General features: G+C 72.2%; 21 protein-coding genes. 17 read left to right on the forward strand and 4 right to left on the reverse strand.

All coding sequences use genetic code 11. The annotated features are described in order from the left end of the window. The first annotated feature begins 129 nt into the window (after positions 1-129). The 6 genes from AB0F58_RS19380 (at position 130) to AB0F58_RS19405 (ending at position 6037) form a co-directional block, all read left to right on the forward strand. Positions 130-1167 (forward strand): aminotransferase class V-fold PLP-dependent enzyme, encoded by a 1038-nt coding sequence (locus AB0F58_RS19380; protein WP_357144367.1) that lies wholly within the window; start codon positions 130-132, stop codon positions 1165-1167. Positions 1168-1389: 222 nt separating this feature from the next. Beyond that, positions 1390-2175: an ABC transporter ATP-binding protein gene (locus tag AB0F58_RS19385; RefSeq protein ID WP_357144371.1), complete on the forward strand. Its 786-nt coding sequence runs from the start codon at positions 1390-1392 to the stop codon at positions 2173-2175. Further along, positions 2162-2854 carry an ABC transporter ATP-binding protein gene (locus tag AB0F58_RS19390; RefSeq protein WP_357144374.1) on the forward strand — a complete coding sequence of 231 codons (693 nt, stop codon included), beginning with the start codon at positions 2162-2164 and terminating at the stop codon, positions 2852-2854. The genes AB0F58_RS19385 and AB0F58_RS19390 overlap by 14 nt, the downstream gene beginning before the upstream one ends. 30 nt (positions 2855-2884) lie before the next feature. Then, positions 2885-4141, forward strand: coding sequence for an ABC transporter substrate-binding protein (locus AB0F58_RS19395; protein WP_357144377.1), 1257 nt, complete (start codon positions 2885-2887; stop codon positions 4139-4141). 7 nt (positions 4142-4148) lie between these two features. Next, positions 4149-5030 carry a branched-chain amino acid ABC transporter permease gene (locus tag AB0F58_RS19400; protein WP_357144380.1) on the forward strand — a complete coding sequence of 294 codons (882 nt, stop codon included), beginning with the start codon at positions 4149-4151 and terminating at the stop codon, positions 5028-5030. Then, positions 5027-6037, forward strand: a complete 1011-nt coding sequence (locus AB0F58_RS19405; RefSeq protein ID WP_357144383.1) for a branched-chain amino acid ABC transporter permease — start codon at positions 5027-5029, stop codon at positions 6035-6037. The genes AB0F58_RS19400 and AB0F58_RS19405 overlap by 4 nt, the downstream gene beginning before the upstream one ends. 72 nt (positions 6038-6109) lie before the next feature. On the opposite strand, the gene AB0F58_RS19410 is transcribed toward AB0F58_RS19405, so the two are convergent. Next, on the reverse strand, positions 6110-8029 hold the full coding sequence (locus AB0F58_RS19410) for a helix-turn-helix domain-containing protein (RefSeq protein WP_357144386.1): 1920 nt from the start codon (positions 8027-8029) through the stop codon (positions 6110-6112). A gap of 14 nt (positions 8030-8043) precedes the next feature. Further along, positions 8044-8826 (reverse strand): 3-hydroxybutyrate dehydrogenase, encoded by a 783-nt coding sequence (locus tag AB0F58_RS19415; protein WP_357144389.1) that lies wholly within the window; start codon positions 8824-8826, stop codon positions 8044-8046. 170 nt (positions 8827-8996) lie between these two features. On the opposite strand from AB0F58_RS19415, the gene ruvC reads away from it, so the two are divergent. The 8 genes from ruvC to AB0F58_RS19455 all read left to right on the forward strand — a co-directional run bounded on the left by ruvC (position 8997) and on the right by AB0F58_RS19455 (position 18530). Beyond that, positions 8997-9524 (forward strand): crossover junction endodeoxyribonuclease RuvC, encoded by a 528-nt coding sequence (gene ruvC / locus AB0F58_RS19420; protein WP_357144392.1) that lies wholly within the window; start codon positions 8997-8999, stop codon positions 9522-9524. Then, positions 9521-10123 (forward strand): Holliday junction branch migration protein RuvA, encoded by a 603-nt coding sequence (gene ruvA / locus AB0F58_RS19425; protein ID WP_357144395.1) that lies wholly within the window; start codon positions 9521-9523, stop codon positions 10121-10123. Before ruvC ends, ruvA begins: the two co-directional genes overlap by 4 nt. Positions 10124-10235: 112 nt before the next feature. Then, on the forward strand, positions 10236-11300 hold the full coding sequence (ruvB, locus tag AB0F58_RS19430) for a Holliday junction branch migration DNA helicase RuvB (protein WP_357144398.1): 1065 nt from the start codon (positions 10236-10238) through the stop codon (positions 11298-11300). A gap of 136 nt (positions 11301-11436) precedes the next feature. Continuing rightward, entirely contained in the window at positions 11437-11781 is a 345-nt protein-coding gene (yajC, locus tag AB0F58_RS19435) for a preprotein translocase subunit YajC (RefSeq protein ID WP_357144401.1), read from the forward strand. A gap of 215 nt (positions 11782-11996) precedes the next feature. Beyond that, positions 11997-13898 (forward strand): protein translocase subunit SecD, encoded by a 1902-nt coding sequence (gene secD / locus AB0F58_RS19440; protein WP_357144404.1) that lies wholly within the window; start codon positions 11997-11999, stop codon positions 13896-13898. Between the two features lies 1 nt (position 13899). Continuing rightward, the gene (gene secF / locus AB0F58_RS19445) at positions 13900-15087 is read left to right on the forward strand and encodes a protein translocase subunit SecF (RefSeq protein WP_357144407.1); all 1188 of its coding nucleotides are present in this window, start codon (positions 13900-13902) and stop codon (positions 15085-15087) included. 108 nt (positions 15088-15195) lie between these two features. Further along, a complete protein-coding gene (locus tag AB0F58_RS19450) occupies positions 15196-15759 on the forward strand; it encodes an adenine phosphoribosyltransferase (protein ID WP_357144410.1) in 564 nt (187 codons plus the stop codon). Between the two features lie 287 nt (positions 15760-16046). Further along, positions 16047-18530: a bifunctional (p)ppGpp synthetase/guanosine-3',5'-bis(diphosphate) 3'-pyrophosphohydrolase gene (locus AB0F58_RS19455; RefSeq protein WP_357144552.1), complete on the forward strand. Its 2484-nt coding sequence runs from the start codon at positions 16047-16049 to the stop codon at positions 18528-18530. Between the two features lie 118 nt (positions 18531-18648). On the opposite strand, the gene AB0F58_RS19460 is transcribed toward AB0F58_RS19455, so the two are convergent. Together AB0F58_RS19460 and AB0F58_RS19465 are read right to left on the reverse strand one after the other, a co-directional pair. Beyond that, positions 18649-19470, reverse strand: a complete 822-nt coding sequence (locus tag AB0F58_RS19460; protein WP_357144413.1) for a peptidylprolyl isomerase — start codon at positions 19468-19470, stop codon at positions 18649-18651. Positions 19471-19523: 53 nt separating this feature from the next. Continuing rightward, positions 19524-20399 carry a peptidylprolyl isomerase gene (locus AB0F58_RS19465; RefSeq protein WP_357144416.1) on the reverse strand — a complete coding sequence of 292 codons (876 nt, stop codon included), beginning with the start codon at positions 20397-20399 and terminating at the stop codon, positions 19524-19526. A gap of 248 nt (positions 20400-20647) precedes the next feature. Between AB0F58_RS19465 and AB0F58_RS19470 the strand changes: the two genes are divergently transcribed. The 3 genes from AB0F58_RS19470 to AB0F58_RS19480 all read left to right on the forward strand — a co-directional run bounded on the left by AB0F58_RS19470 (position 20648) and on the right by AB0F58_RS19480 (position 23773). After that, complete coding sequence (locus AB0F58_RS19470; RefSeq protein WP_357144419.1) at positions 20648-21358, forward strand: MBL fold metallo-hydrolase; 711 nt, start codon at positions 20648-20650, stop codon at positions 21356-21358. A gap of 70 nt (positions 21359-21428) precedes the next feature. Continuing rightward, positions 21429-22760 carry a histidine--tRNA ligase gene (hisS, locus tag AB0F58_RS19475; protein WP_357144422.1) on the forward strand — a complete coding sequence of 444 codons (1332 nt, stop codon included), beginning with the start codon at positions 21429-21431 and terminating at the stop codon, positions 22758-22760. Between the two features lie 107 nt (positions 22761-22867). Further along, positions 22868-23773 (forward strand): acyl-ACP desaturase, encoded by a 906-nt coding sequence (locus AB0F58_RS19480; RefSeq protein WP_357144555.1) that lies wholly within the window; start codon positions 22868-22870, stop codon positions 23771-23773. Positions 23774-23779: the final 6 nt, after the last annotated feature.

The following is a 23779-nucleotide window of genomic DNA, read 5'->3' on the forward strand; positions in this document are numbered from 1 at the left end:
ACCGGTGGGTGGGCCGCCGGTCGGCGTCCTGGGCCACACCGGCGGCACCCGCGACGACCGTGCGCACCGGAGCCAGGGACGGGTAATTGGCTGTGACCGTGCCCTGCCTGCGCGGCTAGCGTCGGACGCATGGATCTGGACGAGGCGCGGAAGCTGTGGCAGCCGGAGCCCGGGTGGCTGAACACCGCCACCTACGGGCTGCCGGCCGAACCGACCTGGACGGCCGTCCAGGAGTCGCTGGCCCGGTGGCGGGTCGGACACAACGTCGTGGATGTGTGGAACGCGGCGGCCGAACGGTCGCGGGCGGCGTTCGCCCGGCTGGTGGACGTACCGGCCGGGGACGTGGCGATCGGGAGCACGGTGTCCCAACTGCTGGCCCCGGTCGCCGCGGCGTTGCCCCCGGGCGCGCGGGTGGTGGTGCCGGAGGTCGAGTTCATCAGCAACCTCTTCCCGTGGCTGGTGCAGGAGGACCGGGGCGTCGAGGTGCGGACGGTGCCGCTGGAGAAGCTGGTCGAGGCCATCGACGACCGCACCGACCTGGTGGCGTTCAGCCTGGTGCAGTCCGCCGACGGCCGGATCGCCCCGTACGACGAGATCGTGGCCGCCGCCCGCGCGCACGGTGCGCTGGTGTCGGTGGACGCCACCCAGGGCTGCGGCTGGCTGCCCTTCGACGCCGGTCAGGCCGACGCGGTGGTGGTCGGGGCGTACAAGTGGCTGACCGCCCCGCGCGGCGCGGCCTTCGGCTACCTGGCACCGGGGTTGCGGGACCGGATGCGACCCGACGCCGCCGGCTGGTTCGCCGGCGGCGACCCGGACGGCTCCTACTACGGGCCACCGCTGCGCCTGGCCGAGGACGCCCGGCGGTTCGACATCTCCCCGGCCTGGTTCTGCTACGTCGGGGCGGCCCCGGCGTTGGAACTCCTCGCCGAGATCGGCGTGCCCGCGATCCGGGATCACGACGTGGCCCTGGCCAACCGGTTCCTCGGCGGCCTGGGGCAGCCACCGGGGGAGAGCGCGATCGTCACCGTCGACGTGCCCGGGGCGCGGGAGAAGCTGGAGCGGGCCGGCGTGCGGGCCGCCGTCCGGGCCGGGCGGGTCCGGGCGTCCTTCCACGTCTACACCACCGAGGAGGACGTGGACCTCGCGCTGAACGCCCTCACCAGCTGACCGCACCCGTGGCCCCACCACATGCCGACGTGGTGGGCCGTCGGTACGGCGACCGCCCGGCCCCGCTCCCCCATGGTGGGCGGGCCCGGGTGGTCGTACCGGAATGTGGGTGAGAACGACATAGTTCGATGTCGCTGCCGCGCCGTAGGTTTCCTGCACGCGACGATCCTGTGACCGTGGTCACCGACCGGTCGTCGCCGTCGACCGGCGGAGGGTGTGGCGATGGTCGGGCAGGGACTGCTGTCAGCGCAGGGGCTGACCCGGGACTTCCGGGGCTTCCGGGCCGTGGACCGGGTCGACCTCGACGTCGTCGAGGGCACCGTGCACGCCCTGGTCGGGCCGAACGGCGCCGGCAAGACCACCCTGTTCAACCTGCTCACCGGCTTCCTGCGCCCCAGTGGCGGGCGGATCCTGCTCGACGGGCGGGACATCGCCGGCCAGCCACCGGAGCGGGTCGCCCGACTCGGCGTCGCCCGCTCCTTCCAGATCACCAGCCTCTTCCCCCAGCTCTCCGCCCGCGAACACGTGACGCTGGCGTTGCAGAGCCCCAGCGGCCTGGGCTGGCGGTTCTGGCGCTCGGCGCGCCTGATGCGCCGCTACACCACCCGGGCCGACGAACTGCTCGCCGAGGTCGGTCTCGCCGACCTGGCCGAGACTCCGGCCGACGCCCTCGCGTACGGGCGCAAGCGGGCCCTGGAACTGGCCATCGCCCTCGCCCTCGAACCCCGCGTGCTGCTGCTCGACGAGCCGACTGCCGGGATGGGGCTGGAGGACGTCGACCGCACCGTCGAACTGATCGCCCGGGTCCGCGTCGGTCGGACCGTGGTGCTGGTCGAACACAACATGAGCGTGGTCGGCCGGCTGGCGGACACCGTCACTGTGCTCCAGGCCGGCAGGGTCCTCGTCGAGGGCCCGTACGAGCAGGTCCGGGCCGACGAACGCGTGATCACCGCCTACCTGGGAGCCGCCGATGGAGCCACCGACGGAGCGACCGATGCTGCGCGTTGAGGACCTGTCCGCATGGTACGGCGAGGCGCGGGTGCTGCGCGGGGTGAGCCTCGCCGTCTCCGCCGGGGAGGTGGTCACCCTGGTGGGGCGCAACGGGGCCGGCAAGTCGACCCTGCTGCGTTGCGTGATGGGGCTGCACCCCGGCCGCAGCGGCACGATCACCCTGGACGGCCGGGACGTCGACCGGCTTCCGGCCCACCGTCGGGCCCGGCTCGGCCTCGGCTGGGTCCCCGACGACCGGGGGGCGTACGCCACGCTGAGCGTCACCGAGAACCTGACGCTGCCGCCGACGGTCGGTCCCGACCCGTGGCCGCTGGAGCGGGTCTACGAGGCGTTCCCCGCCCTGTACGCCCGCCGTGACTCGGCCGCGACCCAGCTCTCCGGCGGCGAGCAGCAGATGCTGGCCCTGGCCCGGGTGCTGCGGATGGGCGCGCGGCTGCTGCTCTGCGACGAACCGACCGAGGGACTCTCGCCACTGCTGGTGGGGCAGGTCGGCGACATCCTGCGGCAGGCCAAGGAGCACGGAGTGACCGTGCTGCTGGTCGAGCAGAACCTGCACTTCGCCACCGGCGTCGCCGACCGGCACTACCTGCTGGCCGAGGGACGCGTCGTGGAGGCGATGGACAACTCCGAGGTGCGTTCGCGGGAGCGCGAACTGCTGTCGTACCTCGGCATCTGACAACGACCCGCGCGCCGCGCGGATGGAGGGATGACCATGCGCAGGACCAAGTTGGTGGCCGCCGGGTCGGCGGCCGCGCTCCTGGTGGCCGGCTGTGGCGGGGGAGGGCCGCGGTCCTCGGGCGACGGGAAGCTCAGCGGCGACCGGATCGTGCTGGGTGTGCTCAACGACCAGTCCGGCGTCTACCTCGAACTGTCCGGCAAGAACTCGGTGAAGGCCGTGGAGATGGCGATCGCCGACTTCAGGAAGAAGTACGGCGACGACGCGGTGACGGAGAACATCACCGTGGAGACCGCCGACCACCAGAACAAGCCGGACATCGCCAACACCAAGGCCGCGGAGATGTACGACCGCAAGAACGTCGACCTGATCCTCGACGTGCCCACCTCGTCGGCGGCGGAGAAGGTGGCCGACGTGGCGAAGGAGAAGAAGAAGCTCTACTTCAACATCGGCGCGGCCACCACCACGCTCACCGGCGCGAAGTGCAACAGGTACACCTTCCACTACGCGTACGACACGTACATGTTGGCCAACGGCACCGGGCGGAACACCACCGAGCAGGGCGCGAAGAACTGGTACGTGCTCTACCCGAACTACCAGTTCGGGCAGGACATGGAGCGCAGCTTCTCGAACGCGATCACCGCAGCCGGCGGAAGGGTGGTGGCGAAGGACGCCGCGCCGTTCCCGAACACCAGCGGTGACTACTCGACGTACCTGCTGAAGGCACCGACGCTGAACCCGAAGCCGGACGTGCTCGGCACCATGCAGGCCGGGGCCGAACTGGTCAACGTGGTCAAGCAGTACAACGAGTTCAAGCTCCGGGAGAAGGGCGTCGGGCTGGCGGTGGGGCTGATGTTCCTCACCGACATCCACTCGCTCACCCCCGACGCGCTCGCCGGCACCACCTACACCGATGCCTGGTACTGGAACTTCGACCAGCGCAACCGGGAGTTCGCCGACCGGTTCAAGGCGGAGACCGGCACCCGCCCCACCTTCGCCCACGCCGCCAACTACTCGGCCGCCACCCAGTACCTCGAGGCGGTGCAGGCCGCCGGAACCGACGACGCGGACACCATCGTCAAGGCCCTGGAGGGCAAGACCGTCGACGACATCTTCCTCCGCAACGGCAAGATCCGCGCCGAGGATCACCGGGTGGTGCACGACGCCTACCTCGCCCAGGTCAAGCCGGCCGCCGAGGTGACCGAGGAGTGGGACTACGTGAAGATCCTCAAGACCATCCCGGCGGCGGAGGCGTTCCGCGCCCCGTCCCCGGACTGCCGGATGTGACGCCGCCGTGACCGGCTTCCTCCAGAACACCTTCAACGGGCTGGTGAGCGGGGCGTTCTACGCCCTGCTCGCCCTCGGGCTCGCGGTCATCTTCGGCATGCTGCGGGTGGTCAACTTCGCCCACGGCGCGTTCTACATGCTCGGCGCGTTCGGGGCGTACGTGCTGCTCACCGAGGCCGGGGTGCCGTTCTGGGCGGCCCTGGTGATCATGCCGGTCGGGCTGGGCCTGCTCGGCATGGCCCTCGAGCGGGCCTTCATCCACCGGCTCACCCGGCTCGACCCGCTCTACAACTTCCTGCTCACCTTCGGGCTGACGCTGATCCTCCAGGACCTGGTCAAGCTCCGGTACGGGGTGCAGTCCAGCCCGTACGCCACCCCGACCGAGCTCAGTGGATCGGTCGACTTCGGACTGTTCGACTTCCCCGCCTACCGGGTCTTCATCCTCGGCTTCGCGGTGGCCGTCTGCGTCGGGGCCTGGTGGTTGCTCGGCCACACCCGGGTCGGCATGGTCGTCCGGGCCGCCACCGAACGACCCGAGCTGACCCGGGCGTTCGGCATCGACGTCGGACGGTGGATCACGCCCGTCTTCGGCTTCGGGATCGCCCTGGCCGGGCTGGCCGGGGTGCTGGCCGCGCCGATGCGGGCGGTCAACCCGCTGATGGGAGCCGACCTGATCATCGTGGTCTTCGCGGTGGTGGTGATCGGCGGGCTCGGCTCCATCTTCGGCTCGGTCGCCGCCGGCTTCGGCATCGGACTGATCCAGGCGTGGGGCGAGGCGTACCTGTCGGACTGGCCGATCCTGGCCCAGACCGCCGTGTTCATCGTGATGGCCGTGGTGCTGCTCTGGCGCCCGGCCGGGCTGTTCGGCCGTGAGGAGGCACCGGCATGACCACGGTGGTCGACACCGAGCCCGGCGCGAAGCGCCCGCCCTCCGGGCTGGCCGCCGTCGCCCGCTCGCCGCGCTGGCTGCGGTACGCGCTGCTCGCCGCCGGCCTGGCCGTGGCGCTCTGGCTGCCCAACGGTCTCTATCCGGCGGTCGCGGTGGACATCCTCTGCTGGGCGCTCTTCGCCGTCTCGGTCGACCTGCTGCTCGGGTTCACCGGGCTGATGTCCTTCGGGCACGCCGCCTTCTGGGGTACCTCGGCATACGTCACCGGGCTGGTCGCGATCCACGTCGGCCTGCCCTTCCCGGCGGCCGTGCTGCTCGGCGCGCTCGCGGCAGCGGTGCTCGCCGTGCCCGTCGGCTACCTGGCGGTCAGCCGCACCGGCATCTACTTCGCCATGGTGACCCTGGCGTTCGCGCAGATGGTCTACTACGTCGCCAACGAGTGGCGCTCGGTCACCCGGGGCGAGAACGGCCTCCAGGGGGTGCCCCGGGACCTGTTCGGGCTGGACCTCACCGACGACTACTACTTCTACTACGCGGCACTGCCCATCACGCTGCTCGGCCTCGCCGCCGCGTGGCGGATCGTGCACTCGCCGTTCGGCCGGGTGCTGGTCGGCATCCGCGACAACCCGGCCCGCGCCCGCGCGCTCGGCTACCCGGTCCGGCGGTACAAGCTGACCGCGTTCGTCCTCTCCGGCTTCATCGCCGGGCTGGGCGGTGGGCTGTTCGCCGTCGGGCACCGCTTCGTCTCCCTGGACACCCTGCACTGGACCACCTCCGGCAAGGCGGTGATCGTGGTGGTACTGGGCGGGATCGGCACCCTCTGGGGCGGGGTGCTCGGCGCGGCCGTCCTGGTCCGGCTGGAGGACTGGCTGTCCTTCTCCGGCTTCGAGGCGATCGGCCTGGTCACGGGCGGCATCTTCGTCCTCGTCGTCCTGCTGTTCCGGCGGGGCATCTGGGGCACCGTGGCCGCGCTGGTCGCCCGTCGGGGTCCCGGACGCCGCGGATGAGGGGTGCCCCGAGCCGCCGGGGCACCCCTCGCGACGTGGGCCGTCGACTGCGTGCCGGGTCCCGGACCGGTTTCAGCGGTCCGGGTCGCGTAGCCGGTGCAGGCGGAGCGCGAGTTGCACCTCCAGCGCCCGGTCCGGCTTCTGCCATTCGGCGCCGAGCAGCTGCCCGACCCGTTCCAGCCGCTGGGTGACCGTGTTGACGTGTACGTGCAGCTGTTCCGCCGCGCGGGCCAGACTGCCACCGACCCCGAAGTAGGCCTCCAGCGTCTTCACCAGCGCGGTGCCCCGCCGGGCGTCGTAGTCGACCACCGGGCCGACGGTGTCGGTGAGGAACCGGGCCACGTCCCGGTCACCCTGGTCGCCGACCGCGCCGAGGAGCAGCCCGACGAACCCCAGCTCGGCGGTGCTCGCCCCCTGACCGGTCCGGCCCAGCGCGCCGAGGGCGGTCAGGCAGCGGTCCGCCTCGCGGAACGTCGCCGCCAGCGACGCCGGCCCGCGCGCCGGCCCGCTGGCCCCGGCGGTCACCGGCCGGCCGGTCACCCGGGACAGGTCCCGGGCCACCGCGCGGGCGGCGGCGCCGGCGTCCTGGCCGGGCAGCATCAGCACCACCCGGCCGTCGCGTGCGGCGGCCAGGCCGCCCCGGGTCGAGGCGTACGTGGTGGCCCAGGAGACCACCCGTTGCCGCGCCGACCCGGTGGACGCGATCACGTCGTCGCCGACCGCCACCAGCACGTGCGCGGCGTCCAGGTCGACGCCGAGCCGGCGGCCCCGGCTGCGCAGCGCCTCGGCGTCGGCCAGCGGCCGGGCGATCAGGTCGTCGAGCAGCTCGCCCCGGACCCGGCCCTCCGCCTCGGCGACCGTCCGACTGAACAGCAGCAGCAGCGCGGTGACCAGGGCGGCCCGTTCGAGGATGCGCTGGTCGGCGTCGACCAGTTCGTCCTCCGGGTGCAGGACCAGCGCGCCGAGGTTCTCCGCCCCGGCGACCACCGCGGCGTACCAGAGCCGACCCCGCCGGACGCTGCGGCCCTCGGTCCGCGACGCGGCCACCGCCTCCACGATGTCCGCGCGGTCCGGTTCGTCGATCTCACCGACCCGGGCCAGCAACCGTCCCTCGGCGTCCATCGCCAGCAGCGCCCCGTCGAGCACGTCGGTGACCGCCGCCGCGACGTCCTCCACCCCGCCGCCGCGCAACACCAGGGCGGTCATCCGGTCGTGCGCCGCCGCCGCCCGCTCCACCGAGGCGCTGTGCGCCCGGATGGTGGTGTTCGCCGCCGACAGCTCGGCCAGCGCCGCCCGGGTCTCGGCGAGCAGCCGGGCGGTGTCGATGGCCACCGCGGCGTGCGCGGCGAGCGAGACCAGCAGCGCCACCTCCTCCCGGGCGAACGGCCGGGCGGAACGGTTCGCCGCGTAGAGCACCCCGATCGAGGTCGAACCGAGGCGCAACGGTACGCCGAGGATCGCCACCAGACCCTCCTCGAGGACCCCGGCGTCGATCTCGCCGGTGTGGTGGAAACGCTCGTCGGCGGAGTAGTCGGCGGTGACGTACGGGGTGCCGGACTGGGCCACCAGCCCACCGAGCCCGGCACCGATCGGCAGCCGCAGCCGCTGGAACCGGGCGGAGACCGACCCGTCGGTGACCCGCATGTACGTGTCGCCCCGGTCGTCGTCGTTGAGGGTCATGTAGGCGACGTCCGCGCCGAGCAGGTTCCGGGCCCGGTGCACGATGGCCCGCAGCACGTCGTCGGAGTCCCGCAGCCCGGCCAGGTCACTGGCGGTGTCGTAGAGCCCGGAGAGTTCGGTCTCGCGGCGGCGGCGGCGCTCGAGCAGCGCGCGGACCCGCAGCGCCACCACCTTCGCCTGCTCCAACTCGGCGATCTTGTCGGCGGGCAGGCCGGCGGAGCGCGCGGCGACCAGCGGGCCCTCGAACTCGACGGCCGCAGCCTCCCGCGCCAGCAGTTCCAGGAACTCGATCGGCGACGACATGAGCGACATTGTGCTGGTCACCCCTAGTTCGCGGTCCAGCCCCCGTCGAGGGCGATCGAGGATCCGGTGATGAACGACGCCGGTGGGGAGCAGAGGTAGGCGACCAGTTCGGCGACCTCCTCCGGCTCGATCAGCCGCTTGATCGCCGCTCGGGCCAGCATGATCTTGTCGATCACCTCGTCCTCGCCGATGCCGTGCCGGGCCGCCTGCTCGGCGATCTGGTTCTCCACCAAGGGGGTGCGTACGTAGGCCGGGTTGACGCAGTTGGCGGTGACCCCGTGCGGCGCCCCCTCCAGCGCGACGACCTTGGACAGCCCCTCCAGGGCGTGCTTGGCCGAGACGTACGCCGCCTTGTACGGCGAGGCGCGCAGCCCGTGCACCGAGGAGATGTTGACGATCCGTCCCCAGCCGCGGGCGTACATGTGCGGTAGGGCACGCCGCACCAGCACGAACGGCGCCTCCACCATCACCCTGTGCAGGTGGGAGAAGCGTTCGACCGGGAACTCCACCACCGGCGCCACGTACTGGAGGCCCGCGTTGTTGACCACGATGTCGACCGCGGCGTCCAGCCGGGCCACCGCCTCCGGGTCGGCCAGGTCGACGCCCTCGGCCCGGCCCCCCGTCTCCGCGGCGACCGCCTCGGCCGCCGCCAGGTCGCGGTCCACCACCTGCACCGTCGCCCCGGCTGCGGCCAGCCGCACGGCACACGCCCGACCGATGCCACTGCCACCACCGGTAACCAGCGCGGTGCGACCGGTGAGGTCGACCTGGACTACGTGGGGGAAGACCACGGGTTCAGCCGTCATGGCGCAGAAGTTACGAGCTGTGTGGCCGACGGCACATGGGCGGCCCACACATACTCCGTGGCGGCGCTATGTGGCCCCGACGGTGGCCGGCGTGTCCCCGCCGCCGGCTGTCGGAGCAGACCAGTAGGGTGTCGAACACACGTACTGCCGGTGGTCGGGGAGGAGGCGGCGTGCGGGTGCTGGGCGTCGACCCGGGGCTGACCCGGTGCGGGGTCGGCGTGGTCGAGGGAGTGCCGGGGCGGCCCTGCACGCTGGTGGCGTACACCGTCGTCCGCACCGACCCGGACGACGAGCTGCCGCACCGGCTGCTGCTGCTCGACCGGGCGTTGACCGACCTGGTCGCCGAGCACCGGCCGGAGAGCGTCGCCGTGGAACGGGTGTTCAGCCAGCACAACGTCCGCACCGTGATGGGCACCGCCCAGGCCAGCGGGATCGCGCTGCTGGCCGGCGCCCGTGCCGGCCTGCCCGTGCAGACCTACACGCCGAGCGAGGTGAAGGCGGCGATCACCGGCTCCGGCCAGGCCGACAAGGCGCAGATGACGACGATGGTGACCCGGCTGCTGCGGCTGGCCGAGCCGCCGAAGCCGGCCGACGCCGCCGACGCGCTCGCCCTGGCGATCTGCCACATCTGGCGCGGCGGCACCCGCTCGAAGCTGGCCGCCGCCGCCGACCGGGTACGACGAGGAGGAGCGCCATGATCGCCAGCGTGCGCGGCACGGTGACCGCGACCGCCCCGGATCACGCCGTGGTGGAGGTCGGCGGGGTGGGTCTGGCCGTGCAGTGCGCCCCCGGCACCCTCGCCGAGCTGCGGGTCGGCCAGGAGACCCGGCTCGCCACCAGCCTGGTGGTCCGGGAGGACTCGCTGACCCTCTACGGCTTCGCCGACGACGACGCCAAGGCGCTGTTCGAGCTGCTCCAGACCGCCAGCGGGGTCGGTCCCCGGCTGGCCCAGGCGGTGCTCGCCGTGCACACCCCCGACGCGGTGCGCAAGGCCATCGCCAACGGCGACACCGCCGCGCTGACCCGGGTGCCGGGCATCGGCAAGAAGGGCGCCGAGCGCCTGGTGCTGGAGTTGCGGGACCGGATCGGCCCGGTCGTCGTCGGGCCCGACGGCGCAGCGGGGGTGACCAGCGGCGCCTGGCCCGAGCAGGTCCGTCAGGCGCTGGTCGGGCTGGGCTGGTCGACGGGACAGGCGGACCAGGCGGTGGCCGCCGTGGCGGAGACCGTGGACGGCCCGACCCCGCCGGTGCCGGTCCTGCTCAAGCAGGCGATCCGACTGCTCGGGCGGACCCGGTGACCGGGGCGCGCGGAGTCGGCCGCCCGGTGCCCGGTGACGCTGCGGCGCGCGGTGACGCTGCGGCGGGCGGTGACGCTGCGGCGCGCCGGCCGCAGGACTTGGCGGGCCCGGCATGACCGACGGTGGCCTCGTCTCGGCGTACGTCCAGGACGCGGAGCGGGACCTGGAGGTCAGCGTCCGGCCCCGGCGGCTCGACGAGTTCATCGCCCAGAACCGCGTCCGTGACCAGCTCGACCTGCTGCTCAAGGGGGCGATGCGACGCGGTTCCCCACCCGACCACATCCTGCTCTCCGGGCCACCCGGACTGGGCAAGACCAGCCTGGCCAACATCGTCGCCGCGGAGCTGGGCTCGGGGATCCGGGTGACCAGCGGCCCGGCGATCGAGCGTTCCGGGGACCTGGCGGCCATCCTGACCAGCCTCGCCGAGGGTGACGTCCTCTTCATCGACGAGATCCACCGGATCGCCCGGCCCGCCGAGGAACTGCTCTACAGCGCCATGGAGGACTTCCGGGTCGACGTGGTGGTCGGCAAGGGGCCCGGCGCGACCGCCATCCCGCTCGACGTGGAGCCGTTCACCCTGGTCGGCGCGACCACCCGGTCCGGCCTGCTGACCGGGCCGATGCGGGACCGGTTCGGCTTCGTCGCCCACCTCGACTTCTACTCCCCGGCCGACCTGGAGACGCTGCTGCACCGCTCGGCGCGGATCCTCGGGGTGCCGATCACCGACGACGGGGCCGCGGAGATCGCCGGCCGGTCCCGGGGCACCCCCCGGATCGCCAACCGGTTGCTGCGCCGGGTCCGTGACTTCGCCGAGGTCCGGGCCGACGGCGTGGTCACCGTCGAGACCGCCCGGGCCGCCCTCACCGTGTACGACGTGGACGCGCTGGGCCTGGACCGGCTGGACCGGGCGGTGCTGACCGCCCTGGTCGACTCCTTCCGGGGTGGCCCGGTCGGGCTCTCCACCCTGGCCGTGGCGGTCGGCGAGCAGCCGGACACGGTCGAGGAGGTCTGCGAGCCGTTCCTGGTCCGCGCCGGTCTGCTGGCCCGGACGCCCCGGGGTCGGGTGGCGACCGAGGCGGCCTGGCATCATCTGGGGCGAATTCCGCCGAATGGTACATTTGGCGTCAGTGCTCCTCCGGTGCCCGATCTCTTCTCCGGCGAGCCCGATCAGCCGTGATGGGAACGTGATCCGTGCGGCGTTCGGCGTTCTCAGGTGCAGGGATTAGACTCGCCGCGGTCTGTACAGGACGTGAGAACACGCCTCCGCTCCGGCGCCCCCCGCCGGACAGGTGGCCAATGGGAAGGTCTTTACCGTGCTTTACGCAGCAGAGGGCGGTGGGGGAGCCGGCGGTCTGACGCCGATCCTGATGATCGCTCTGCTCTTCGGCGTCATGTACTTCATGATGATCCGCCCCCAGCAGAAGCGCCGCAAAGAGGCCGAGGCGATGCAGTCCGCGCTCGGCCCCGGTGACGAGGTGGTCACCATCGGCGGGCTGTACGGCACGGTCACCCACGTCGCCGACGACACGGTCCTGCTCGAGGTCGCCCCGGGCGTGCAGACCCGGTACGCCCGTCCGGCCATCGCCCGGGTGGTCAGCCAGGCGGACCGGGGCGAGTCGACCGAGCAGGTCGTCGAGGACGTCGACGTCAAGGAGTGACCCGCGGGCCCCACGGGGCAGCGCGCGGATCGAAATAAGTGGATAGTAGGTCGACGTCGGTGTCGACCCGGACATACGCGACAGCGGCCCCCGGCCGGCCTCGTGCCCGTCCGGGCCGGCACCGACGTCCACCCTCGACACGTGTGGCCGGATCACCGGCCTGACCCCCGCCGCCGACCACCAGCGGCGCGACCGCACAGGGAGACAGGACAGCCGTGGCACCACCTCAGGGACAGATGCGGCCGGGACGGCAGCTCGCCGTGCTCGGCGTCATCTTCGTGGTCCTCTATCTTTTGGTGTTCTTCGCGGGCGGTGCCAGCGGTGGCTGGAAGGACCGGCTCGAGCCCAAGCTCGGGCTGGACCTGGTCGGCGGCACCCGGCTCACGCTGGAGGCGACCAACACCGTCGACGGCCGTCCGCCGAGCGCGGAGAGCCTCGAGGAGGCCCGGACCATCATCGACAACCGGGTCAACGCGCTCGGTGTCGCGGAGGCCGAGGTGGTCACCGAGGGCGACCGGAACATCGTCATCTCGCTGCCCGGTGAGAACCGGGACCTGAGCGAGGTGGGCACCGCCGCCGAGCTGCGGTTCCGCAAGGTGCTCAAGGTCGCCGACGGCAGCGGCGCCGCCCCGCCGCCGGCCGCCCCGGCGCCCTCGGGCAGTGCCGCTCCGGCCCCGTCCGGCAGTGCCGCTCCGGCCCCCTCGGGCAGCGCCGCACCGCAGGTCAGCGCCTCCCCGAGCACCGGTGGGCAGGGCGGTGGCGCACCCGCCCCGTCCGGCAGCGCCAGCCCGGCTCCGAGCGCCTCGGCCAGCGCCCCCGCCGCGCCGAGCGCCAGCGCCGCGCCGGTGCCGCAGGGCGTCGAGGAGCAGCGCAAGGCCGTCGAGCAGAAGGTCGGCGCCGCCGCGTGGCAGGCCGCCAACGGCCTCCAGGCCCCGGCCAACACCAGCGCCGACCCGGCGCTCGCCGAGCGGCTCAAGCCCTTCGGCACGCTGACCCCGCGCGAGATCGCGGTGCTCCCGGCGACCGTGCAGTTCAACGTGCCGACGATCACCTGCGAGCAGCTCGACAGCCGGCCGGCCGGCTCGATCAGCATTGCGGAGCAGCAGGCGGTGGCCTGCGAGTCCGGTGCCAAGTACCTGCTCGACGTGGCCAAGGTGCAGGGCACCGACGTCGAGGACGCCGACCCCGCCCTCGACCAGACCGGCCAGTGGGTGGTCAGCCTGAACTTCTCCGGCGACGGCCAGAGCAAGTGGACCGCGCTGACCCGGGAGGCCTTCAACAACGAGGGTCAGGCCTGCGACGCCACCGCGCTGGGCCAGGACGGCAAGTGCCGGGTGGCCGTGGTGCTCGACAACACGGTGATCTCCTCCCCGGAGATCCAGGGCGTGCTCACCGGCGACTCGCAGATCACCGGCAGCTTCAACAACAGCACCGCCAGCGATCTGGCAGGAAAGCTGCGCTACGGCGCCCTGCCGGTGACCTTCGAGCCGCAGGAGGCGCAGAACGTCTCCGCCACCCTGGGTGAGAGCCACCTGCGGGCCGGTCTGCTCGCCGCCGGCATCGGCATGCTGCTGGTCATCATCTACGCGTTCTTCTACTACCGGCTGCTCGGCTCGGTCATCTTCCTCAGCCTGGTGCTGTCGGCGCTGCTGGTCTTCGGCGCGCTGGTCTTCCTGGGCCGGCAGATCGGCTTCACCCTGACCCTCGCCGGCATCGCCGGCATGATCGTCTCGCTCGGTGTGGCGGCGGACTCCTTCGTCATCTACTTCGAGCGGCTCAAGGACGAGATCCGCGAGGGCCGCAGCCCCCGTAGCGCGGTCCCCCGCGCCTGGATCCGGGCCCGCCGGACGATCATCTCGGCGAACGCGATCACCATCCTGTCCGCCGTGGTGCTCTACATCGTCTCGGTCGGCGCGGTGAAGGGTTTCGCCTTCGCCCTGGGTCTGGCCACCGTCCTCGACCTGGTGGTGGTCTTCCTCTTCCGGCACCCGATCATGACGATGTTCGCCCGGACCCGGGCGTTCCTGTCGCCCCGGGTCAGTGGCCTGGGCCGGGTGCTCCCCGCCAAGGGTGACGAGCAGCCGACCACCCGCAACCCGCGTGTCAAGGAGGCCTGAGATGGCTCGTAGTGGTCTGGCGACCCGGCTCTACCGGGGCGAGGCCGGTCTCGATGTCGTGGGCCGCCGCAAGCTCTGGTTCGGCGTGGCCGGAGCGCTCGTCCTGCTCGCCGTGCTCAGCTTCCTGGTGAGCGGCTTCAAGCTCGGCATCGAGTTCAGCGGTGGTAACTCCTACCAGGTGCCGGCGAGCGTCGGCACCCTGGAACGGGCCGAGGCGGTCACCGAGGAGGCGCTCGCCAGCGCCGGTGGCGGCGCCGAGCTGGTCACCGCGCAGCAGGTCGGTGGCCCGAGCGGCAACTTCTACGAGATGCGCACCTCGGAGCTGGACGCCGAGGAGGCCGAGGCGGTCAAGGTCGCGCTGGCCGAGGAGTTCGGCGTCGACGCCGACCAGATCAGCGCCAACCGGGTCAGCTCGGCCTGGGGCAGCCAGGTCACCTCGCGGGCCCTGCTCGGTCTGGTCATCTTCGTCGCGCTGGTGACGGTCTACCTGATCCTGCGCTTCGAGTGGCGGATGGCCGCCGCCGCGGTCGGCTCGCTCTTCCTGAACCTGGCGCTGACCGCCGGCATCTACTCGGCGATCGGCTTCGAGGTGACCCCCTCGACGGTGATCGGCTTCCTCACCATCCTCGGTTTCGCCCTGTACGACGTCGTGGTCGTCTTCGACAAGGTGCAGGAGAACGTCCGGGGCATCACCGCCAACAACAACCAGACGTACGGCGAGGCGGCCAACCTGGCGGTCAACCAGAGCCTGATGCGGTCGTTGAACACCTCGGTGGTCGCGCTGCTGCCCGTCGGCGGTCTGCTCTTCATCGGTGCCGGCCTGCTCGGCGCGGGCACCCTGAAGGACCTCGGCCTGGTGCTCTTCGTCGGTATGGCGGTGGCCTTCCTGACCTCGATCCTGGTGGCCACCCCGCTGCTGGTCGTGCTGAAGAACCAGGAGCCCCGCATCCAGGCGCACAACAAGCGGATCCTGGCCCGCCGGGGCGCGATCGCCCGGGGCGAGGTCACCCCGAAGGGGGCCCCGAGGTCCGCCGAGGCCGGCGACGAGCCGATCGACCCGGACGCCGCCGCGCTGGCCGGCAGCGCTCCGAAGGTCGGCGCCCGTCCGGCCGGCAAGCGGCCCACCGGCGCGCGGGGCGGCCGTCCCGCCGGCGGCGGGGGCAACCGACCCGGCGGCAAGCGCCGCTGACCCGACGGGTGGGGGCGTAGCGCCCCACCCGCCGACCGGCGACATCGCGGCGTCCTTCATGCTGTGCGAGCAGCATTGAAGGACGCCGTGTCGTTGAAGGGGGCAAACGTGACGCAGACCCACACCGGGGTACGCGGGGACAGCGGTCCCGCCGTCGCCGAACTGGTGGCCGGCCGGGTGCTCGACGTCCCGGACTTCCCGAAGCCCGGGATCGTGTTCAAGGACCTGATGCCGCTCTTCGCCGACGGCGCGGTCTTCCGCGAGGTCGTCGACGGGATCGTGGCCCACCACGGGCGGGACTCGTTCGACGTGGTGGCCGGCATCGAGGCACGCGGTTTCGTGGTCGCCGCCGCCATCGCGTACGCCACCGGCGTCGGGGTGGTGCCGGTGCGCAAGGCCGGGAAGCTGCCGCGGGCCACCCACTCGGCCTCGTACGCGCTGGAGTACGGCGAGGCGACCCTGGAGGTGCACCAGGACGCGTTTACCGCCGGACACCGCGTCCTGGTGGTCGACGACGTGCTCGCCACCGGGGGCACCGCCGGGGCCACCCTCGACCTGGTGGAGCGGGCCGGTGGCACGGTGTCCGGCTTCACCGTCCTGCTGGAACTGGCCTTCCTCGGCGGCCGGGAGCGGCTGGCACCGCGTCCGGTCCATGCCCTGCTGACCGTTTGATCCGACAGCCGCCCGGACGGGCCCGGCGCGGGGCGTCCGGCGGAGCGGCACAGCAGGTCGTCGACGGGTAGCATTGCCCTCTGCTGACCCGGGCGGGGTGACCCGTCGGTGGACAGCAGCAGGGCTCCCGTCCGGGGACGTGCGGGTGGCCGGAGCGCGGCCGACGACGGCGGCGCGAGCAGTACCGAACCGCCGGCCCCGGCCGGCGGGTACCCGGCCGACCGGCCATGGTCGGCTTGTTCCGGCGAAGGGTGAGGAGGCCGGTGTCCTACGATGTCGTTCCTCCGGTGGAGGGCACGGTGCATCCGACAGGCGAAGCGGACAGCTCGGCGACCGACCGGACCGGGGTCGGTCCGGCGCGGCTTCCCGACGGCAGTGCTCCGGCCGGCGCCGGCGGGGCCGCGCCAGCGGCGACCCCGGTACTGCCCAACGGCGACGGGACTGCTCCCCTGACGGACCTGTCGGCGGCCGACGACCCGGCCGACCCCACGTCGGGAGGCGGGTTCGCCCTGGCGAACGCGCCCACCGGCCGGCGGGTCCGGGCCCGGCTGGCCCGGTTCAACGCGCCCTGGCAGACCTCCCAGGTCAGCGAGGTGCTGGAGCCGCTGATCTCCACCCACCGGGAGAACCATCCCAAGGCCGACGCCCGGCTGCTCCAGCGCGCCTTCGACAAGGCCGCCCGCTGGCACTCCGGGCAGTACCGCAAGTCCGGCGACCCGTACATCACCCACCCGCTCGCCGTCGCCACCATCCTGGCCAACCTCGGCATGGACACCACCACCCTGGTGGCGGCGCTGCTGCACGACACCATCGAGGACACCGAGTACACCCTCGACCAGATGAAGGTCGACTTCGGCGGCGAGGTCGCGCTCCTGGTCGACGGGGTCACCAAGCTCGACAAGGTCAAGCTGGGCGACGCGGCGAAGGCGGAGACCATCCGCAAGATGGTGGTCGCCATGGCGAAGGACCCCCGGGTGCTGGTCATCAAGCTCGCCGACCGGCTGCACAACATGCGTACCCTCACCTTCCTGCCCCGCCCGAAGCAGGAGCAGAAGGCCAAGGAGACGCTGGAGATCCTGGCCCCGCTGGCTCACCGGCTGGGTATGAACACCATCAAGTGGGAGCTGGAGGACCTGGCCTTCGGCACGCTCTTCCCGAAGCGGTTCGAGGAGATCAACCGCCTGATCGGGGAGCACCAGCCGCAGCGCGAGGCGCTGCTGCGCCAGGTCACCCAGAAGGTGCAGACCGACCTCAAGGTCGCGAAGATCAAGGCCGAGGTCACCGGGCGTCCCAAGCACCTGTACTCGATCTACCAGAAGATGATCGTGCGGGGGCGGGACTTCAACGACATCTACGACCTGGTCGGGGTGCGGATCCTGGTCGACACGGTGCGGGACTGCTACGCCGCGCTGGGCGTGATCCACGCGAACTGGCAGCCGGTGCCGGGCCGGTTCAAGGACTACATCGCGATGCCCAAGTTCAACATGTACCAGTCGTTGCACACGACGGTGATCGGGCCGACCGGCAAGCCGGTCGAGATGCAGATCCGCACGTACGCCATGCACCGCACCGCGGAGTTCGGCATCGCCGCGCACTGGAAGTACAAGGAGCACAAGGGCACCCAGATCGTCGGCCCGCCCGCGCACATCGACGAGATGACCTGGCTGCGGCAGCTGCTGGACTGGCAGCGGGAGGCGGCCGACCCGAGCGAGTTCCTCGACGCGCTGCGCTTCGACCTGTCCAGCCAGGAGGTGTACGTCTTCACCCCCAAGGGGGACGTCATCCCGCTGCCGACCGGTTCGACGCCGGTGGACTTCGCGTACGCGGTGCACACCGTGGTGGGGCACAAGTGCATCGGGGCGCGGGTAAACGGCAAGCTGGTGCCGCTGGAGTCGACGCTCTCCAACGGCGACGTGATCGAGATCTTCACCTCGAAGTCCGACACCGCCGGCCCGACGCAGGACTGGCTGGGCTTCGTCAAGAGCCCCCGGGCGCGGACGAAGATCCGGCAGTACTTCAACAAGGAGCGGCGCGAGGAGGCGATCGAGGCCGGCAAGGACGCGATCGTCAAGGCGATGCGCAAGCAGGGCATGCCGTTGCAGCGGATGCTCACCTCCGACGCGCTGATGACGATCGCCCGGGACCTGCACCTGGCCGACGTGGCCTCGCTCTACGCCGCGGTGGGGGACAGCCAGGTCTCCGCGCAGTCGGTGGTGCAGCGGCTGATGGCCGCGTACGGCGGCGAGGAGGGCGCGGTCGAGGACATCGCCGAGACGGCGGTGGCGACGCGTCCGCCGCGCAGCCGGGTGTCCAGCAACGACCCGGGCGTGGTGGTCCGGGGCGTCAGCGACGTCTGGATCAAGCTGGCCCGCTGCTGTACCCCGGTCCCGCCGGACGCGGTCTTCGGGTTCGTCACCCGCTCCGGCGGCGTGAGCGTGCACCGGGACGACTGCGCCAACGCCGAGGACCTCAAGGAGCAGGAGGAACGCGTGGTGGAGGTGAGCTGGAAGCTCACCTCGGCCTCCACGTTCCTGGTCGCCATCCAGGTGGAGGCCCTCGACCGGCACAAGCTCCTCGCCGACGTGACCCGGGTGCTCTCCGAGGAGCGGGTGAACATCCTCTCCGCCACGGTCACCACCACCCGGGACCGGGTGGCGGTCAGCCGGTTCAGCTTCGAGATGGCCGACCCGAAGCACCTCGGTCACCTGCTGGCCGCCGTGCGCAAGGTCGACGGTGTCTTCGACGCCTACCGGGTGACCTCCGGCGCCTGACCCACGTCCGTTCCTCCCGCCCGGGGCGACCCGGTCCCGGGCCGGGAGGCGGGACCGTACGCGAAACGCCCGCCGGGCGGGCCGGCGGGCGTTCACGCGGGGTACGTCAGCTCTGGAGCTAGCTCATGGTCAGCTTCTTGATGACGACCTCCTTCTTCGGGTGGCCACCACCGGCCTGCTGACCGAAGGCGTTGTCGTGCCCGGCCGCGCCGACCTGCTTGACGATGTCCATCCCCGAGGTGATCGTGCCGAGCACGGTGTAGTCCGGGTTGAGCTGCGAGTCGCCGTACACGATGAAGAACTGGCTGCCGGTGCTGCCCGGCTCGGAGGACTTGGCCATCGCGATGACGCCCTCCGGGTACGCCGGCCGCTTGTCGGTCGGCAGGTTCTCCTCGGCGAAGCGGTACTGCGGGCCGCCGGTGCCGTCGGTCTCCCGCCAGCCCTTGCCGGTGGCGCTCGGGTCGCCGCACTGCAGCACCTTCAGCCCCTCCGTCACCAGCCGGTGGCACTTGCTGTTGTCGAAGAAGTTCTTGCTGGACAGGTGGGCGAAGCTGGCCGCGGTGCAGGGGGTGTCGGCAAGGTTGACCTTGGCGGTGATCGGCCCCAGGTTGGTGTCGATCGTCATGGTCCGGGTGCCGACGTTCGGCTGCTGCGTGCCCGGCAGGCCGACATCCTTGGTCTGCGGCGTCCGCTGCTCGGCGGGCGCCTCGTTCCAGACGCAGAGCGCCGTGCCGGAGGGCGTGGCCGTCGTGTCGGTGTCGTCGTCGCCGAGGCTCGACACGAGCCACACCGTGCCGGCGGCCACGAGCAGCAGGGCCGCCCCCGCCGCGACGATCGCCTGCACCTGCCGGCGCTTACGGGCCTTGGCCCCGCGTTCGGCCATCTCCCGTTCGAGCCGGGCCCGCGCCGCCGCGCGCTGCCGCTCTCTGGTGGACGTCACGGTCACTCCTCGTCGTGTCTCGGCGGTCAACCGCCTGTGGTGTGGGCCGGCGGTCAGCCGGCGCTCGGAGTCGCCGACGGCGCAGCGGCCGGGCTGCTCGGAGCGGGGGCCGGCGCCGTTGCCGACGCACCGACGGTCAGGCTCTGGATCACCACGTCGGTCTTCGGCTTGACCTTCGCCCCCGACCCATTGTCCACGGTCTCCAGGGTGCCGACCTTCTCCACCACGTCGAGTCCGCCGGTGACCTTGCCGATGACCGAGTACGCCGGCTCCGGCGGGTTGAAGTCCTTGAAGAAGATCAGGAACTGGCTGCTGTTGGCGCCCGGCGGGCTGGCCATCATCGCCACGGTGCCTTTCGGGTACGCCGGGGGCTGGTCCGCGGCCGGGCTCGGCGACGGCGCGGCGGGGACGTTCTCGTCGTAGAACGAGTAGGTCGGTCCGCCCAGGCCGCTGCCGCTGGGGTCGCCGCAGCGCAGCGCCCCCTCGGTGGTGATCTCGTGGCACTTCGTGTTGTCGTAGAACGAGCGGCCCGCCAGGTGGGCGATGCTCGCGGCGGCGCACGGCGCACCGGCCTGGTCCAGCTCGACCGTGATCGGGGCACCCTGGTTGGTGGTGACCGTCATCGGGCGGGTGCCGGAGGTGGGCAGACCCGTGGTGGGCGGGGTGCCGACGTCCTTGAGGTCGCCGTTGCCCTCGGCGTTCTGCGGCGTCCAGGCGCAGACGTCCGGCTCGGCCTGGTTCTCCTCCGGATCCCGGTCGAAGCCGCCGAGCGCCCAGACCGAACCGACCACGACGAGGGCGAGCACCACCGCGGCGCCGACACCCGCCTGGATCTGGCGGCGGCGCCGGACGCGGGCGGCCCGCCGGGCCATCTGCCGGTCGAGCTTCTCCCGTGCGAGCTTGCGCTGCCGGTCCCTGCTGGAAGCCACCCGCGCTCCCCTTCCTCTACCCTGGTCGTCATGGCGGACGGGCGCCGGGCACCGCCGGGCGCAAGTGCGCCACGCCACACGCCCGCCAGAGTGTACGGGTACCGACCGGGAAAGTGGTGTACCAGGTCGGCCAAGGGTTCTATCGTCATCTTTCACTGGCCGTACGGCCGTGCCCACCGGGGGTGGCCGAGACGACCCGTACGGCTAGGCTGCGGTGAGGGTAGGCACCGACGAGAAAGGGGAGCGGAGTGCTCGTGGCCGGCTTTCCCGCGGACGCCTTCGGGACCAACTGCTACGTGGTCGCCACCGCGCCGGGGGAGCAGTGCGTGGTGGTCGACCCGGGCATCGGTGTGCTCGACCGTCTCGACGCGCTCCTCGCCGAGCACCGCCTGCACCCGGCCGCCGTGCTGCTGACCCACGGCCACCTCGACCACACCTTCTCGGTCGCCCCGGTGTGCGGGGCGCGCGGCATCACCGCGTACGTCCACCCCGGCGACCGGGAACTGCTCGCCGACCCGGCCAAGGGCCTCTCGATGGACCTGAACCAGCTCTTCGGCGGTCGCCTGCCGTACACCGAGCCGGAGGACGTCGCCGAGCTGACCGACGGGGCGACCCTCGCCCTCGCCGGCTTGGAGATCGCCGTCGACCACGCCCCGGGCCATACCGGCGGGTCGGTGCTGTTCCGGATGCCCGGCACCGGCTCGCCCTGGGAGGCCGAGCAGATCTGCCTCTCCGGTGACGTGCTGTTCGCCGGCTCGATCGGCCGCACCGACCTGCCGGGCGGCAGCATGCCCGCGATGGTGACCAGCCTCCGGGAGAAGGTCCTCCCGCTGGCCGACGACACCGTCGTGCTGCCCGGCCACGGCCCCGCGACCACCATCGGTCGCGAACGCGTGAGCAACCCGTACCTCATCGAGGCCGGCGGCGCGAGCCCGGCCGCCCCCAGCCGAGGCTGGTAGTCCCGTACCCGCGCGGCGCGCGGGCGATCGACGTCATCCCGCGTGCCGCGCGGGAGTTCAAGGAGCACCCATGAGCAAGCCCACGCCCATCTCCGGCTTCCCGGAGTGGACGCCGTCCCAGCGCATGATCGAGCAGTACGTCCTCGACCGGCTCCGCGACACCTTCGAGCTGTACGGCTTCGCCCCGCTGGAGACCCGCGCGGTCGAGCCGCTGGACCAGTTGCTGCGCAAGGGGGAGACCTCCAAGGAGGTCTACGTGGTCCGGCGGCTGCACGAGGAGGAGGGCGCCGCCCCCGCCGCCGACGACACCCTCGGCCTGCACTTCGACCTGACCGTGCCGTTCGCCCGGTACGTGCTGGAGAACGCCGGCCGGCTCCAGTTCCCGTTCCGCCGGTACCAGATCCAGAAGGTGTGGCGGGGCGAGCGTCCGCAGGAGGGGCGCTACCGCGAGTTCCTCCAGGCCGACATCGACATCGTCGACCGGGACACCCTCGGCGCGCACCACGAGGCGGAGATGCCGCTGGTGATCGGGGACGCGCTGCGCGGCCTGCCGATCCCGCCGGTGCGGATCCAGGTGAACAACCGCAAGGTGTGCGAGGGCTTCTACCTGGGCCTCGGGCTGACCGACCCGGAGGCGGCGCTGCGCGCGGTGGACAAGCTCGACAAGATCGGGCCGGACAGGGTCGCCGAGCTGCTGGTGGCCGCCGCCGGGGCGGACGAGGCGCAGGCCAAGGCGTGCCTGGCCCTGGCGCAGATCTCCGCCCCGGACGCCGCGTTCGCCGCCGAGGTACGCGCCCTCGGGGTGTCCCACCCGCTGCTCGACGAGGGCGTCGAGGAGCTGACCCGGGTGGTGGAGACCGCCGCGGCGCACTCTCCCGGGCTCTGCGTGGCCGACCTGCGGATCGCCCGGGGACTGGACTACTACACCGGCACCGTCTACGAGACCCAGTTGGAGGGCTTCGAGCGGTTCGGCTCGATCTGCTCCGGCGGCCGGTACGACAACCTGGCCAGCTCGGGGGCGAACCGGTTCCCCGGGGTGGGCATCTCGATCGGGGTGAGCCGGCTGCTCGGTCTGCTCTTCGGGGCGGACCGGCTCTCCGTCTCGCGGAGCGTGCCGACGTGTGTGCTGGTGGCGGTGCCGGCCGAGGAGCGGCGGACCGAAACCGACCGGATCGCGCAGGCGCTGCGCGGGCGGGGTATCCCGTGCGAGGTGTCGCCGACCGCCGCCAAGTTCGGCAAGCAGATCCGGTACGCCGAGCGGCGCGGCATCCCGTACGTCTGGTTCCCGGGGACCGATGGGGCTCCGGACGAGGTGAAGGACATCCGCTCGGGTGAGCAGGCCACCGCCGACGCGGGGGAGTGGACCCCGCCCCCGGCCGACCTCAAGCCGCTGGTCAGCTAGGACGTTACTCGCGCGTACGCGATAGAGTCCCTACGGTGGCGTAGGTTACGCCACCGTAGGGAGGACATGTGACCACCAGCGCCGCTCTCAGCCAGACCGCTCTGCTCATGGAACTCGAGCCCGTCGTCGAGAAGAACCTCAACCGCCACCTGACCGTGGCGAAGGAGTGGTTCCCGCACGAGTACGTGCCGTGGGGCGAGGGTCGCACCTTCGACGGGCCGTTGGGCGGCGACGCCTGGTCGGAGGCGGATGCGAAGCTGCCCGAGATCGCGCGGACGGCGCTGGTCGTCAACCTGCTCACCGAGGACAACCTCCCCTCGTACCACCACCAGATCGCCACCCTGTTCGGTCCGGACGGGGCCTGGGGAACCTGGGTGGGCCGCTGGACCGCGGAGGAGGGCCGGCACGGCATCGCGATCCGGGACTACCTGACGGTGACCCGGGCGGTCGACCCGGTGGCGCTGGAGCGGGCCCGGATGACGCACATGACGGAGGGCTACTCCAACGCGCACGACCACGAGGTTCTGCACACCCTGGCGTACGTGTCGTTCCAGGAGCTGGCGACCCGGATCTCGCACCGCAACACCGGCAGGGTGACCGGCGACCCGACCTGCGAGGCGTTGCTGGCCAAGGTCGCCGCCGACGAGAACCTGCACATGGTCTTCTACCGCAACCTGCTCGCCGCGGCCTTCGAGCTGGCCCCGGGACAGGCGATGCGGGCGGTGGCCGACGTGCTGGCCGACTTCCAGATGCCCGGCGCGGGCATCGACGGCTTCGCCCGCAAGTCGGTGGCGATCGCCCTGGCCGGCATCTACGACCTGCGTCAGCACCGCGACGACGTCGTGGTCCCGGTGCTGCGGCAGTGGGACGTGTTCAACGTCCCCGGCCTCGACGCCGACGGCGAGGTCGCCCGCGACCAGATCGCCGCCCAGCTCGACACGCTGGAGCGTCAGGCGTCCCGGTTCGAGGAGCGTCGCGCGGCCCGTGCCGCCCGCCTCGCCGCCGCCTCCTGACCCCGC

The sequence above is a fragment of the Micromonospora sp. NPDC023956 genome (assembly GCF_040639195.1).
In the GTDB taxonomy this organism is placed as follows: domain Bacteria; phylum Actinomycetota; class Actinomycetes; order Mycobacteriales; family Micromonosporaceae; genus Micromonospora.

Bases quoted from the DNA above. Each gene is read 5' to 3' on its own strand.
- AB0F58_RS19380 (WP_357144367.1), top strand. From the start codon at position 130: ATGGATCTGGACGAGGCGCGGAAGCTGTGGCAGCCGGAGCCCGGGTGG.
- AB0F58_RS19385 (WP_357144371.1), top strand. From the start codon at position 1,390: ATGGTCGGGCAGGGACTGCTGTCAGCGCAGGGGCTGACCCGGGACTTC.
- AB0F58_RS19390 (WP_357144374.1), top strand. From the start codon at position 2,162: ATGCTGCGCGTTGAGGACCTGTCCGCATGGTACGGCGAGGCGCGGGTG.
- AB0F58_RS19395 (WP_357144377.1), top strand. From the start codon at position 2,885: ATGACCATGCGCAGGACCAAGTTGGTGGCCGCCGGGTCGGCGGCCGCG.
- AB0F58_RS19405 (WP_357144383.1), top strand. From the start codon at position 5,027: ATGACCACGGTGGTCGACACCGAGCCCGGCGCGAAGCGCCCGCCCTCC.
- AB0F58_RS19410 (WP_357144386.1), bottom strand. From the start codon at position 8,029: ATGTCGCTCATGTCGTCGCCGATCGAGTTCCTGGAACTGCTGGCGCGG.
- AB0F58_RS19415 (WP_357144389.1), bottom strand. From the start codon at position 8,826: ATGACGGCTGAACCCGTGGTCTTCCCCCACGTAGTCCAGGTCGACCTC.
- ruvA (WP_357144395.1), top strand. From the start codon at position 9,521: ATGATCGCCAGCGTGCGCGGCACGGTGACCGCGACCGCCCCGGATCAC.
- ruvB (WP_357144398.1), top strand. From the start codon at position 10,236: ATGACCGACGGTGGCCTCGTCTCGGCGTACGTCCAGGACGCGGAGCGG.
- secF (WP_357144407.1), top strand. From the start codon at position 13,900: ATGGCTCGTAGTGGTCTGGCGACCCGGCTCTACCGGGGCGAGGCCGGT.
- hisS (WP_357144422.1), top strand. From the start codon at position 21,429: ATGAGCAAGCCCACGCCCATCTCCGGCTTCCCGGAGTGGACGCCGTCC.
- AB0F58_RS19480 (WP_357144555.1), top strand. From the start codon at position 22,868: ATGGAACTCGAGCCCGTCGTCGAGAAGAACCTCAACCGCCACCTGACC.